The organism is Pseudomonas sp. CYM-20-01, from assembly GCF_023169845.1.
Classification (GTDB): domain Bacteria; phylum Pseudomonadota; class Gammaproteobacteria; order Pseudomonadales; family Pseudomonadaceae; genus Aquipseudomonas; species Aquipseudomonas azotoformans.
Map to the genome: position 1 here is coordinate 5,843,307 of NZ_AP025169.1, position 13,786 is coordinate 5,857,092.

Genomic DNA, 13,786 nt, shown 5'->3' on the forward strand with positions numbered 1-13,786 from the left:
GTTTGTGAGGATGTTGTATGACCTTATCCCTGCCCCACCATTACCGCGAGATCCTCAAGGGCTTGGGCGAAGACCCCGAGCGCGAAGGCCTGCTCGATACCCCCAAGCGTGCCGCCAAGGCCATGCAGTACCTGTGTCATGGCTACGAGCAGAACCTGGACGAAATCGTCAACGGCGCGCTGTTTGCCTCCGACAATGACGAGATGGTGATCCTCAAGGACATCGAGTTGTACTCGCTGTGCGAGCATCACCTGCTGCCCTTTATCGGCAAGGCCCATGTGGCCTATATCCCAACCGGCAAGGTGCTCGGCCTGTCAAAGCTGGCACGCATCGTCGACATGTTCGCCCGCCGCCTGCAGATCCAGGAAAACCTCACGCGGCAAATCGCCGATGCCATCCAGCAAGTGACCCAGGCCGCCGGTGTGGCCGTGGTGATCGAAGCCAAGCACATGTGCATGATGATGCGCGGTGTGGAAAAACAGAATTCAACCATGAACACCTCGGTGATGCTCGGCGCGTTCCGCGAGTCGAACACCACGCGCATGGAGTTCCTGCAACTGATCGGACGGAGCAAGTAGCAATGCCACAACTTCAACCAGGCATGGCGCGCATCCGGGTCAAGGACCTGTGCCTGCGCACCTTTATCGGTATCAATGAGGAGGAAATCCTCAACAAGCAGGATGTGCTGATCAACCTGACCATCCTGTACGCCGCCCAGGAAGCTGTGCGCGACAACGATATCGACCACGCGCTGAACTACCGCACCATCACCAAGGCGATCATCGCGCATGTGGAGGGCAACCGGTTTGCCCTGCTGGAGCGCCTGACCCAGGAACTGCTGGACCTGGTGATGAGCAATGAGTCGGTGCTGTACGCCGAAGTGGAAGTGGACAAGCCCCATGCGTTGCGCTTTGCGGAGTCGGTTTCGATTACCCTGGCGGCCAGCCGTTAACCCCTGAGATTTGCGTGAACCTTATGAACGACCAACAACGCCTCGAACTCGAAGCCGCCGCCTTTCGCCGGCTGGTGGCGCATCTGGACAGCCGCAAGGATGTGCAGAACATCGACCTAATGAACCTCGCCGGTTTCTGCCGCAACTGCTTGTCCAAGTGGTACAAGGCCGAGGCCGACGCGCGCCAGATCGAGCTGAGCCTCGATGACGCCCGTGAAGTGGTGTACGGCATGCCGTACGCCGAATGGAAAACCCAATACCAGAAAGAAGCCAGCGCCGATCAACAGGCGGCGTTCGCCAAAGGAAAAACCCATGACTGATTTGAACACCCTGCGCGCCAGCCTCAACAGCGGCGAACATGTTTTTGCCGATACCCTGGCGTTTGTCGCTGCCGGTTATGAGTACCAGCCACAGGCGTTCACCAATGGCGAGGTAGAGAATGCCGCAGGGCAGAACGAAGGGTCGTGCAAGACGTTGGGTTTGGCGCTGCTGGAAGGCTTGAGCGATCAGGAAGCGCTGCTGGCGTTTGGTGAACATTACCGCTCAGTGGTGGCGACGCCTGAGGGCAGCGACCACGGCAATATCCGCGCATTGATCGCAAACGGCCTGGCCGGTGTGAAGTTCACCGCCCAGCCCCTGACTCGCAAATCCTGAGCCAGACCTGAATCAAAATGTGGGAGGGGGCTTGCCCCCGATTGCAGCGTGTCAGCTAATGAATACCTGGCTGATACACCGCTATCGGGGGCAAGCCCCCTCCCACATTTGTTTGCGGCGTTGGTTAGAACGCAGCGTCTTTCAGACCATCCAGGTAACGCTCGGCATCCAATGCCGCCATGCAACCGGCGCCGGCCGAGGTGATGGCCTGGCGGTAGACGTGGTCGGCCACGTCACCGGCAGCAAAGATACCTTCGATGTTGGTCGCGGTGGCGTTGCCTTCACGGCCGCCCTGCACCACCAGGTAACCGTCTTTGGCTTCCAGCACGCCCTCGAACAGCGAGGTGTTCGGGGTGTGGCCGATGGCGATGAACACGCCGTCGACTTTCAGCTCGTCGAAGCTGCCGTCGTTGTTCTTCAGGCGGGCACCCGTCACGCCCATGTTGTCGCCCAGGACTTCGTCCAGGGTGGCATTGAGCTTGAGGATGATCTTGCCTTCGGCGACACGGGCATGCAGCTTGTCGATCAGGATCTTCTCGGCGCGGAAGGTCTCGCGGCGGTGAACCAGGGTCACGGTGCTGGCGATGTTGGCCAGGTACAGCGCCTCTTCCACGGCGGTGTTGCCACCGCCGACCACGGCCACCGGTTTGTTGCGGTAGAAGAAACCGTCGCAGGTCGCGCAGGCGGAAACGCCCTTGCCCATGAACGCTTCTTCCGACGGCAGGCCCAGGTAACGAGCGCTGGCGCCAGTGGCGATGATCAGTGCGTCACAGGTGTACACGCCGCTGTCGCCGGTCAGGCTGTAAGGCTTCTTGGAGAAGTCGACCTGGTTGATGTGATCAAACACGATCTCGGTTTCAAAGCGTTCGGCGTGTTCTTTCATGCGTTCCATCAGCACCGGGCCGGTCAGGCCGTGGACGTCGCCCGGCCAGTTGTCGACTTCGGTGGTGGTGGTCAATTGACCGCCCGCCTGCATGCCGGTGATCAGCAGCGGCTTGAGGTTGGCCCGGGCAGCGTAGACAGCGGCGCTGTAACCGGCAGGGCCGGAACCGAGAATAATCACTCGCGAATGACGGGTATCAGACATGACTCACTCCTATCGACCGCCCGGACTACAAGGCGGCTGGAATAAAAAAGGGACCACGAAGCACTTGGGGAAGGCTTGAACTCGCAGGCCCTGAAAAATAATGGGTGCAGCGTATCGAGGGGGGCAAGATTAAGGAAATACGGAATAACAATCCAGCTCATAGACGGTCACTATGTAGTTGGCCCGACTGATCGACGGGTTTGTTACGGCTGATGTCGCGGCTTTCGCCTGCGATGTAAAGCCGGTAAGGTCGGCGCGTTCGCCCTTTTGCTCGGAGTTCTCCATGCCTGCCCCTGCTCTTTCCGGCCCGCAATACCTGCGCGAAGGCCTCAAACTCGTATTGAGCCCCGGCCTGCGTCTGTTTGTGCTGCTGCCGCTGGCGATCAACCTGGTACTGTTCGTTGGCTTGATCTATTTCGCCGGTCATCAGTTCAGCCTGTGGGTCGATCACCTGATGCCGACGCTGCCGAGTTGGCTGAGCTTCCTGAACTATCTGCTCTGGCCATTGTTCGTGGTGCTCGTGGTGTTGATGGTGTTTTTCACCTTCACCATGCTCGCCAACATCATCGCCGCCCCCTTCAACGGCTTTCTCTCGGAGAAGGTGGAAGTGGTGGTGCGCGGCACCGATGACTTCCCGGCCTTCAGTTGGGGCGAGCTGATCGCGATGGTACCGCGCACCCTCGCCCGGGAGATGCGCAAGCTGGGCTACTTCCTGCCACGGGCCATCGGCCTGTTTATCCTGTCGTTTATTCCGGTGGTCAATTTGGTCGCTGCACCGCTGTGGTTGCTGTTTGGCGTGTGGATGATGGCGATCCAATACATCGACTACCCGGCCGATAACCACAAGCTGGGCTGGAACGAGATGCTCGCCTGGCTGCGCCAGAAGCGCTGGCAGAGCATGAGCTTCGGCGGCATCGTTTACCTGGTGTTGCTGGTGCCGGTGGTCAACCTGCTGATGATGCCGGCGGCAGTAGCCGGGGCGACGCTGTTCTGGGTACGCGAACAAGGGGCCGAGGCGATGGCGGCGCAGACTGTAGCCAAGTCATAAATCCATCGAACAACCGCTTTCGACCGCTTGTCTGAACAGCCCTTTCCCAGCCCACTGATACACAAGGCTGGTACATATGGCACTGATAGCACAACCATTCCGGCACCCCGACTCTGGTATCTATTACCTGAGGCGCAGGGTGCCAGATGACATACGACCGGTGATTGGCAGAACTGAAATTCGCCGCTCGCTGAATACACGGAATCACCACGAAGCGAAGGCAGCCTTTGCGCTTGCATACGCTGAGTCAGAGCGCTTTTTCCATCAGGTACGCAACGACAATTCTGTCCCAGTCGGAACTCCGCTCTTTAACGCCTTCTCCATGACGAACTGCGCCCATACAAAACCTGAATACGAAACCGCCAGTTCAACCAAACCCAACGCCATCAGGCTCTCAGAAACATTTCTTCGGTATACGGAATCAATAGGACTAGCGAGCAAACCTGCTCACGTGATCCGACGCCACACTGTTGACTATAAAAGGGCGGTTGATAGGTTCATCGCCCTGGTGGCAGACCACAACATTGCTGAAATCGGGCCAAAGCACATTCAAGACTTTGCGGAGAAGCTAACTAAATCATTTGTAAAACACAGCAACACGCCGCTGGCCACATCATCGATTCGGCTCATTATTGCCCGACTTTCATCTGTCTTTTCTTATGCAGTTGATACAGGACTGATGGCGCATAATCCCGTAAGCACATCGCGCATCAACAAGCGACTAGGGTCATCGAAACCGAAGAGGATGCTCGACGATGACAAGGGTTATGAATGGAATGAGTTAATCAAAATTTTCAGTCAACCCGAGTTCAAAGCTCTACGACATACAACGGGCCGACCTGGTAATGCGCTGTTTTGGTTACCAATAATCGCAGCCTACACCGGTGCGAGGCGCGAAGAAATTAGCCAATTGTATGTATGTGACTTACGACAAGACACCAAAGGGCAATGGTTTATGCGGATCGATGATGACAAACCAGACAAATCCGTCAAGACCGAAGGAAGCCGACGCGATATTCCTCTGCATGATGACCTGCTTACCCTAGGTATACTGGAGCTGGTAGCCGGTAAGGACCGGGAATCCCGCTTATTTCCCCAATTGGTAAAGGTATCCGATGGCTTTGCGGGCATCGTTTCCAAAGCGTGGCGTCCAATGGTTATCCGTTGGGGTGTGTATCGAAAAGGTCGCCATCCCCTTCACGGTTTCCGGCATACATTCAAGACGCTTGCCCGAGAATACGGGATCGCGAAAGAACTTTCTGACTGGATTACCGGCCACGCGTCTGGACACATTGGTGATAGCTATGGCATTAATCCATTGTCACGAATGTCCGAAGAAATCCGGAAACTACCGAGCATTGCGAAAGCAGCAGGTCTGTTACCCACCGCTGAAGAGATCACAAGCGAAAAGGGTAATTCAGATCAATTTCGTTTGACGAAGGACGTGCCAACTAATCACATAGAATAATTTTATAGAATAAGGCTTTGGACTTTCCCAAAGCCTTGCACACCATGACTTTGATGCAACTACAACTCACAAAACAAGGTCCCCACCGAGCAATACATCCAAACATTTGATGCAATTCACCCTCAACCTTACCTAAACACAAAGCCTTACAGATAAGTGCTAGTTATCAACCAATCAAAATTCATCCTAGCCAATGTTTATCAAGGCCCAAACTCGTGCAAAGATGGTGACAAGCAATCACGCTTTCATCTGAACTCAAAATGAACAACACTATTCACATCGCTTTATCTCGACCCGGGACGGGTAAAACTCACAACGCGTGCCGAGTCGTTCCTCAGTGGCTGGCTACCGGCAAACAAGTGTTATTTGTGGTACCAACGATATCTCTCGCGGATGAAGTTTTCAAAAAACTATGCGCCCTCGGGCTTACACCATTGAAAATTGATAGCGGAGATGGAGTTGCTGCAATTGCAACATTAAACAAAAGCCTTGACCCTACCGAAGCTAACAATCTGATCGTATGTCAACAGGCAGCATTCCACCAGTGTAGAACCAATCACCTAAAGAACTGGATCGCGATTGTTGACGAGTTACCGACTCCAGTAAGGCCACAAGCTAACAAGGTAAAGAGTTCCCAGTTATCAGCATTACAATACCTTGACGTTGGCTTGTGCGGCCGAGTGACAATCAAATCAGGTTGCACAAAAAAAGTAGAAGATGAGCTGCGTGCATTTAATACAAACTCAAACGGTGCCGGACCGACATCATTGCTATCGAAGGATGCCCTCCAAATATACGAAGCAGCACTTGCTCGCCAAGACATTTTCATTTCGAACGAAGATGATTCAAAGTATTCCCTAGTATACTTTGCTGATGAAGCTGGTTTTTTCGACAGATTCAAGCACTGCCGTGAAGTACATCTACTTACTGCTACATGGACTGGATCGCTTTTTGAGTGGTTCGCAAACGCACATGGCTTTAACTACCAAAAATCGAGCCTGACACCACACAAACCATCGAAACACAGAAAGAAAATCACAATTTACCCTATGCTGACATCAGATCAGTGTAGCAAGTCGGTTTTGAACTCCCCTTACAAACCAGAGAATGCAAACCAAGTAGTCGAAACAGGAACCCGCAACATTCAAGTTATTGCCGACTTAGTTTCCGGAATAGTTGATCCTGGTCGTCAATGCCTGGTATTCGTACAAGACTGGGCAAAACTTGACTACAAGAACAATTTAATTAAATGCAATATGGATAGCCGTGGGTTAAATCTTTGGTCGCACGTACACGATGCATTATGCATGTTTCACGGAAACCACGTCACCATTGCCACAAAGTGCTTGATGCAATTGGCTGAAAAATATAACCAATCCTATGAATCACTGCGTAACGCATGGACGCAAACGTACCTGTTCGATGCAACGCTTCAAAACGTATACCGCTGCTCGTTACGAGACCAAACGTCCACCGCAGACGTGATTCTTTACGTTCAAACCTACGAAGTGGCCGAATATTTGATCAACACGTACCTGGAAGGTGCAGTCATTGATATGAAATATGCACGTACATACAGAAAGCTTGAAGCCCCAGGGCCAAAGCCTGAACCGGGTAAATCCGAAGCAATGCGTTTGCTGGCAACTGGTTTGAAGCCTGCCGTCGTTGCAAAACGCACTGAAATTTCAGTAAACACAATATACAACTACAATAAAGAGCGAAAACAGACCAGCATGAAAATTAGTTCGGCCACTCAGAATTAGTTAATTCTCTTATAATCTTTAAAGGGATCATACTAAAAATCAAAAACATCCATTCGCGCAGCGAATAATTCGGGCGCGTAGCGAACGAATTCGCTAACCGACTTTAGATTCTAAATATATACTGCCTGATCCCTTGCAGGGCAAGGGATACTCCGCTTCGCGTCGTATGTTTGATTATACAGTCAATACTTTCAACCATACTCCAGCAACGTTCTGCATCAACCAACCCTGTACAAGCCTCTAGATCAATTTAGGAGTTGATCTAGGTCAAACCGCCACGGGTTACCCCGAAATCGTTTTCGGCCTCCAAAACGCCGTATAATCGTTCATGGCGCATGCTCCGCATTGCACGCTCGTCACCTCGCATGCAGTTCCAGAATATCGATCATCTAATACAACATCCAAGTATCAGTTCAGTGAACTTCCGTAAAAACCGATCCATTCCTTAGCAGTCACAAGCTAAACTTTGCAAGCTCGTAAATACATTCAAAACAGATCAGTTTTGGGTCTCCTTTCACAAAGCCAAATCTTCTGGCGTAAATGTCATTTGAAATGATCGGTACTTGAGTGTATCAATAGGTTTCATTCCCTGCATTTCAGTCAGTCGCCCAATGTTCTTGACTGCTGCTACTGCTGATTTATCAAATGCCAAGTCACCACTGGATTTCGCTACGTCAACTGATGTGACAGTACCATCTGGACTGATGCTGATTTGCAGTTCAACGACCATTTCCTGCCTTACAGATGGCGGCCGTGACCAGCCCTCGGAAGCTCTGGACTTAATAAGTTCGTCAAAGTGAGCAGCCAGATGAGGATATTGTTGTTTGATGGATATAGGTGTTGGTATAGGTGCGGTATTCGGCTGTCTGACTGGCTGCTTTACGATTTTCTTATTAGTAGTTAACCGTTCAATAACTAGCGTTCCGTACATATCTGTACCTACCACACGAACAAACTGCCCTTGTAGTTTTCGCCCATTGAAATCGCCTTCTTGCTGTTTGACCGCAACCCTCAAATTGTCACGCTCTCCCAATATGTAACAAAGGCCATCACCGCACGCAGTTATTGCGAACTCTTTATCCAGTTCAAATGCTTTGTTTTTGAACCAGTTTAATTCTTGGTTTTGGTTGCTTGCAAATGCCCTTGACAGCCCACCCCAGTACATCACATTGTTGGCGTCTTCCAGTGCTTTCAAATTTGTTTCACTGTAACTCTGCCCAAGTGCAATCGCAGGCAAAAACATCAAGGCCGAAATAATTTTTCGCATAATACTTCCATTATTCTAATTATTGACAAGCCAGATAACACTATTAGCAAGAAGCGTTCCATGTGAAGCCCCCGCTAACGGGCATAAATATCTAGCGATGTGTATTATTGAACAGGCGGTTTGTTTTGGTTAATAACTTGCTTCACAAACATCAGTTCTTGTACATCAACCATACTAACCCCATTACAATTGCGACCCAGACGGCGGCGATTGACGACCACTTCAATGCGGACAGAAAGCCCGCACCGCTTGCATTACCAAATTTGAAGCCAAGACCCCATCGCCACCACTTGTTCACTGCGTAAGCTACTGGTGGGGCTGCTAAGAGGAATGCCCATAGCAAATCATCAGATGTGCCCTTGCCAGTTTGGGCGGCTGATATAGCGCTGGATGCGGTTCCTGATGCCATCAACAACAAGGCTCGTCGAAAAAGCGTCATGCGATTCGTCCTTGAAAGTCAGTTGCTTGAATTGGTCTGGGGGCGCAGACGGCGTAAGGTCGCGGGAATCCCAGCCAAGAATAAGATCAGCGCAGCTACCAGCATGATGAAGGCCGTCAGCACGCCAACGCCCAATGCTTGTCTGATGTCCGAGACGTCCCCAAATTCTAGTGAACAGATTCCGGCCACACTGGCTACGGGCATGCTGATCGCTGCGATAAAGATTGCGGTGTAGAGCTTCATACTGACCTCGGTTTCAGTGAATTTTATCTCAATATTCACAGTATACTGTGAGGACGTATCCACAGCCATCACCGACAGTGACCCGTCTTTGAGACCGGACTGTAAAAGTGGATATCGGCGTAGCTTTCGGTAAGGTCCTTCGCCAGAAGCGCAGGGACGCCGGACTGACCCAGGAACAGCTTGCCCATGAAGCTGATGTGCAGCGCAATTATGTCAGCTTGATCGAGCGAGGAATTCACCATCCCACAATTGCAGTTGTGTTCAAGCTTGCACATGCATTGCGATGCCCTCCATCCGTTCTCATATCGGATTTAGAGAAAGCAGTTAGCGATACCCCAGAGTCAAATTGATTGCTGCTTTGCCCCTGCAATGGGATTTAGTCTGATGGTGTTGTGTGAGAATCGACACAGGGTGAGCGTCCAACACAGAGAATATTTCCATGGTGCATTGCACAGCGATACCCCGGTTAAAAGATGCTACGGTCCTGCAACGATTGAAGTTTCAAATGTCACTTCGCAAACAAGGCTGGCAGCGAGCACCTGATTACTCAGTCTGGACTACCACCTACCAAGATGAATTGAACCGGGCTCCCATTGCCAAGAAAGTAGATCAAGCCTTGAGACAGGCCGCTCACCATGCCAGCCTGCCCACTATCGCTTACGTGGTGCAGATTGGTGACAGTCCGCTGATCCAAGTCCGGTAGCTTATACAGCGTGAGATGGGGATGGTTATGCAGCCTTGGGGCGAAAGCCTCGGTATATCCATCCTATTGCCCATCCGATGGCATACGTTGCAGCAGCCCATGCAAACCAGGCGTAGATCAGTCGCCTAGCCTGCGCTCCTTGCCTCGCAGGTAGATCCAGTAATGCTTGGTCCCTCAAGGAGTCCAATCGAACCATTGCACGATCAATTTGCACCTGCGAGAGTTCATATAGCGCTTCTCGGGCTTGGCTCGATTGTACCCCCTCCAACATCTCCGCTCCTTGCTGGGCAATTTCGCGGCTTCGGGTATTCTTTATTTGCTCCCAGCTGTCTCTGACCTGCTTCTCGGTTTCAATCTCTGATCCCGCCACTGAAAGGACAATTGCTGCAAGAACGCACCCAACAGCCCACAGTCGTTGCCACCCGCTCAATCGTCCCATTCGCCAGCTTTCCTTGGTCTTGGTAAAACACGTTCATTCGTCATCACAGCATTGCCCGCAGTCTAACCTCCCTGTCATGCTAATGGCGAACTGATTCCACAGCATGTGGTGCAGTCGTTAACCATAGAAAGGAAGCATGGAATGTTGCAAGTAATGGTTTCACTTGATCTTGAGGATGCAGAAGGCGTGCGTTATGAATTCAATGCACTCTTAGAGAGTTCGAACTGGGTTAAGTTGAAGAACGTGGATACAGTATGGAGCTTTAACTACCCCGACCGAGATCAAAGCCACTACCAGACCACCAAAACCTATGTGGCAGACAAGCTGATGAAGGCAGCAAAGGAATTCAGGATAAAAGGGATCACCGCTGTAGCGCAGATTGGTAACTCTAAAGCGTTCGGACATCAAATAACCCTGAAGAGTGGTGTTCATGTTGGGCGGGACTTCGACCCCTATCAATAACTTCGTTTAACCAAAGAAAACCCCACGGAAACCTCTTGTGTGGGCGGCGTCCCTTAGAGCAGTGTTCTGAGGCTACGGGTCCATCGCCCAGTGTTTCCGTGGCTTGTAGGGATCGAGCGCTAAGCTTTTTGCGGTGATATCACCCAAATGGTAGTTCTTGCACAAAAATCGCCATTCCAGCTTAAAACCACCAATATTCGACAAGAGCGTGCATGTGCCAGGCCCCTACCAAGAGAGTCTTGAGATAGTATTTATCTATTGAAGAGGCTCGGTTGATTTGAAAGGAAAATGCGCTATGTCGGTATGTGGGCGAGACAGGGATTTGTTGGCGGCAATCGCCTCTGGGTAGAAGACGATAGAGAGTTGGGATGCACCAGCGTTTAGGCAACTTTCAGCCTAGCGCCTAGTGTCCGGCACCTACGTGGGGCTGTGCCAGTACACTGATTTGGGCCTGACACCAGCAGGCGGGGCGCTGGCATCTAGGAGGGTCGTCACTCATGACAATTGAGCAGTGGAGCACACCAAGTAGCAGCTCCACCGGGTACAGCATTTCCTAACACACTACTTGGTGGGCTTGTGCGTCGGAAGTGTTGGGTGCTTAGGCTTGGTTTCGGGATTTACGTGGTGTCTCCGGTCGTCCTTGCCATCCTCGCGTTTGGGTTTTGGGCCGGGCTTGATATCAGTAAACATGCGTTGTCCTTTTTGTTTGTAGTGATGGTTTTTCAAGCGAGGCCGTACGCCTACACATTGAACATGCGGATGATGTTTCCCACCCACCAGAAATAGATAGCGGCAATCTGCCATAAGTCAAGGTGTCGGGGCATAGGCTCCATTGGGATCATCAAACGACCGTTAGGTGATGCGCGAAATCGGTCGCCTCAAACGTATCAACAAAATAGCCTTGCGCACAAAACGATACTAATCTACAGTGATACCACGTTTAATGATACGTGAGTACATCCCATGTCCCGCACATTTCTATACTGCCGTGTTTCAACATCCACTCAGTTCACTGCAAACCAAATACAAGAAGTGAAAGCAGCCGGATTCGACGTACAGGCAAGCAGGGTAATAGAAGAAGTCATATCGGGCAGCATCGCTGCCAGTGAACGCCAAGGGTTTCAAAAGCTATTGGATCGAATGGAAACAGGTGACGTACTGATTGTGACCAAACTGGACCGATTGGGTCGAAATGCAATGGATGTGCGTCAGACCGTTGAACATCTAGCTGGAATTGGAATTCGAGTACATTGCTTAGCATTAGGCGGCGTAGACCTGACCAGTCCGGCAGGTAAGATGACAATGCAGGTTTTGAGCGCCGTAGCTGAGTTTGAACGTGATCTGCTGATAGAACGTACTCAGCAAGGATTGATACGTGCCAAAGCTGAAGGAAAGCAGCTTGGTCGCCCAATCGCGGTAGATACTACAAACAAAGTGCAACGATTAAAAAAGCAGGGGTTAATCCAGACACAGGTTGCCAGCGAACTAGGCATTGGGATTGCAACTGTCAAGCGTCACTGGAACACCCCCGGCACCCCTCCGGGGGTCTAGATAAACGCCACCACCCTATTTGGGGTAAAGGGTAGATGGGTCCCATGCACGCTTGTACACCTACAACAATAAAAGTAAAGACTAAATATCAAGCATACATACTCATACGGCTGGGGCTGGGGCTGGGACCACACCAGCGTCAATAGCATCCTTTGCCAAGCTATCATAATAACGCTTAGTAAGTTCCGACTGAAGAAAATCATCATTCAACAATTTCAAAAATAATGTTTGCGATGTTTTAGTACGCAAGTTGAACCGCTCTCCATCATCCGTTAGTTTAAACCGTCCTCGCAGGGCGGGGTGCGTACTTGCAAAACTGATGACTTCTGCGTTGGGGATCAGATTTAGAACCGGTGAAGCACTAGCGGCACGGACAAGCTTTCTCGAAAATGAAATATCATCCAGCCGGTCGGAAAGAACCTGTACATTATCAACAAGACCAGCCTGCCTGATGTTTTCAATCCCTTTTGCAGCAATATTCTTAATAGCTTCATGAAATCCAAAAAAACGTTCCAACGCCTTCAAGTCCAAAATATAGTATTGACCATCTATTTTGAAGAACTCGAACTTTGCATTTATTTTCAACACGTCTTCATCAAGCTTTTTGAATCGATTGGTTCCGCGAGAACGCATCAAATTAAACCCTGTATCCTTTCTCAGCAATGACACCGGATATTGGTATTTGTAAAGCGCCATTTGATGTTCTGCATTACCAAGCAGAACCAGTATACCTTCAAGATTATTCAAATTATCATTGGCAAATGAAAACTCCTCAAAGTCATCCGCTGCTATGATGTTTCGCAGGTGTTGTAACTCCACAGGAACATCTGGCATATCATAATGATATATGGTTTCCCTGCGCTCATCCGCATTCGACAATTTGATCAGGGAAATCTCATCATTTAGAAGTATCTTATTGGTAATCGCATCTACAAACATTTTGGTTAGTTCTGCTTGGGGCACCTCGTCTATATCAGCCTTTTTAATTTGCATGCCATTATCAGAATCCAAAAGGAAAAATATTTCAGAACCGCAACCATCCGCTACAACTGCTGCTATTTTTGTTTTCAGATCGTCAATTGACATTACGCTTTCCTTACGAAGTAGACTTTATCATCTAGTCCCAAGCGACTTACTTGGTCCCCTTCAGCCAAACGTTCCTTTGAAATAACCACAACACCTTCAACCAATCCCAAACGCGTCTGCAAATTGACCTTATATACTCTAAATCCGAGTACGGCCAATGTAGGATTAGCATAAAACTTATCAGTCTTAACGTATATCACACCTATAACAAACAACAATATTCCCAAAGCAAGCAAATATCTGAAACTGGTCAAATTGAAACAAATTAAAGGAATGATATAAGTTGTTAGAAATGTAAGATGCTCATAATTCACATCTTCGATTTTCACAATTCTAGCAGCAATACTTTTACTTCCGGCGACCCGATAATCAAATCGAAAATAATACAAGGTACCAAAAGCCAGAAACCCGAATGCAATAACAGAAATTATATTTCTCTGTAGTAAAGATGCCAAACCTATAAACTTACAGTCTTCACCATAGCAAAATGGCACATCAATCGTAATTACGATAATTAAAAGAAATAAAAACCATAGCGAAAGTATATACAACTCAAACTTTTCACCACTGCCGCTGATCCGCATTGAGTCATCATCCCTTCGCCCAAGCTAGCTCATATATATG

15 protein-coding genes and 1 pseudogene are annotated in these 13,786 nt (G+C 50.0%); 10 read left to right on the forward strand and 6 right to left on the reverse strand.

Annotated features, from left to right (window positions below):
* The first annotated feature begins 17 nt into the window (after positions 1-17).
* The 4 genes from folE to M2497_RS26605 are packed head-to-tail and all read left to right on the forward strand — an operon-like array spanning position 18 to position 1,606.
* Positions 18-578, forward strand: coding sequence for a GTP cyclohydrolase I FolE (gene folE, locus M2497_RS26590; RefSeq protein ID WP_248484394.1), 561 nt, complete (start codon positions 18-20; stop codon positions 576-578).
* Between the two features lie 2 nt (positions 579-580).
* Positions 581-952, forward strand: coding sequence for a dihydroneopterin triphosphate 2'-epimerase (folX, locus tag M2497_RS26595; protein WP_248484396.1), 372 nt, complete (start codon positions 581-583; stop codon positions 950-952).
* 23 nt (positions 953-975) lie between these two features.
* Positions 976-1,272, forward strand: a complete 297-nt coding sequence (locus M2497_RS26600) for a DUF1244 domain-containing protein (RefSeq protein ID WP_248488260.1) — start codon at positions 976-978, stop codon at positions 1,270-1,272.
* Entirely contained in the window at positions 1,265-1,606 is a 342-nt protein-coding gene (locus tag M2497_RS26605; protein WP_248484398.1) for a HopJ type III effector protein, read from the forward strand. Before M2497_RS26600 ends, M2497_RS26605 begins: the two co-directional genes overlap by 8 nt.
* A gap of 124 nt (positions 1,607-1,730) precedes the next feature.
* On the opposite strand, the gene trxB is transcribed toward M2497_RS26605, so the two are convergent.
* Positions 1,731-2,693 (reverse strand): thioredoxin-disulfide reductase, encoded by a 963-nt coding sequence (gene trxB, locus M2497_RS26610; RefSeq protein ID WP_017137935.1) that lies wholly within the window; start codon positions 2,691-2,693, stop codon positions 1,731-1,733.
* Between the two features lie 283 nt (positions 2,694-2,976).
* Between trxB and cysZ the strand changes: the two genes are divergently transcribed.
* The 3 genes from cysZ (at position 2,977) to M2497_RS26625 (ending at position 6,972) form a co-directional block, all read left to right on the forward strand.
* Positions 2,977-3,741 carry a sulfate transporter CysZ gene (gene cysZ, locus M2497_RS26615; RefSeq protein ID WP_248484400.1) on the forward strand — a complete coding sequence of 255 codons (765 nt, stop codon included), beginning with the start codon at positions 2,977-2,979 and terminating at the stop codon, positions 3,739-3,741.
* A 76-nt stretch (positions 3,742-3,817) separates the two neighbouring features.
* Positions 3,818-5,209, forward strand: a complete 1,392-nt coding sequence (locus M2497_RS26620; protein ID WP_248484402.1) for a site-specific integrase — start codon at positions 3,818-3,820, stop codon at positions 5,207-5,209.
* Positions 5,210-5,469: 260 nt separating this feature from the next.
* Positions 5,470-6,972 carry a hypothetical protein gene (locus M2497_RS26625; RefSeq protein ID WP_248484404.1) on the forward strand — a complete coding sequence of 501 codons (1,503 nt, stop codon included), beginning with the start codon at positions 5,470-5,472 and terminating at the stop codon, positions 6,970-6,972.
* A 514-nt stretch (positions 6,973-7,486) separates the two neighbouring features.
* Here the strand turns inward: M2497_RS26625 and M2497_RS26630 are convergent.
* From M2497_RS26630 to M2497_RS26640, 3 genes and pseudogenes are all read right to left on the reverse strand, one after another.
* Positions 7,487-7,780: pseudogene (locus tag M2497_RS26630) on the reverse strand (energy transducer TonB); the annotation flags it as partial.
* A gap of 610 nt (positions 7,781-8,390) precedes the next feature.
* On the reverse strand, positions 8,391-8,678 hold the full coding sequence (locus tag M2497_RS26635; protein ID WP_248484406.1) for a hypothetical protein: 288 nt from the start codon (positions 8,676-8,678) through the stop codon (positions 8,391-8,393).
* Between the two features lie 18 nt (positions 8,679-8,696).
* Positions 8,697-8,921 (reverse strand): hypothetical protein, encoded by a 225-nt coding sequence (locus M2497_RS26640; RefSeq protein WP_248484408.1) that lies wholly within the window; start codon positions 8,919-8,921, stop codon positions 8,697-8,699.
* Between the two features lie 107 nt (positions 8,922-9,028).
* On the opposite strand from M2497_RS26640, the gene M2497_RS26645 reads away from it, so the two are divergent.
* From M2497_RS26645 to M2497_RS26655, 3 genes are all read left to right on the forward strand, one after another.
* Positions 9,029-9,271 (forward strand): helix-turn-helix transcriptional regulator, encoded by a 243-nt coding sequence (locus tag M2497_RS26645; RefSeq protein ID WP_104994793.1) that lies wholly within the window; start codon positions 9,029-9,031, stop codon positions 9,269-9,271.
* Positions 9,272-10,204: 933 nt separating this feature from the next.
* Positions 10,205-10,525, forward strand: a complete 321-nt coding sequence (locus M2497_RS26650) for a hypothetical protein (protein WP_248484410.1) — start codon at positions 10,205-10,207, stop codon at positions 10,523-10,525.
* Between the two features lie 963 nt (positions 10,526-11,488).
* The gene (locus M2497_RS26655) at positions 11,489-12,076 is read left to right on the forward strand and encodes a recombinase family protein (protein WP_248484420.1); all 588 of its coding nucleotides are present in this window, start codon (positions 11,489-11,491) and stop codon (positions 12,074-12,076) included.
* A 102-nt stretch (positions 12,077-12,178) separates the two neighbouring features.
* Here the strand turns inward: M2497_RS26655 and kwaB are convergent, their stop codons facing one another.
* Complete coding sequence (gene kwaB, locus M2497_RS26660) at positions 12,179-13,162, reverse strand: anti-phage protein KwaB (RefSeq protein WP_248484422.1); 984 nt, start codon at positions 13,160-13,162, stop codon at positions 12,179-12,181.
* Positions 13,162-13,746 carry an anti-phage protein KwaA gene (kwaA, locus tag M2497_RS26665; protein ID WP_248484425.1) on the reverse strand — a complete coding sequence of 195 codons (585 nt, stop codon included), beginning with the start codon at positions 13,744-13,746 and terminating at the stop codon, positions 13,162-13,164. Before kwaA ends, kwaB begins: the two co-directional genes overlap by 1 nt.
* Positions 13,747-13,786 lie beyond the last annotated feature (40 nt).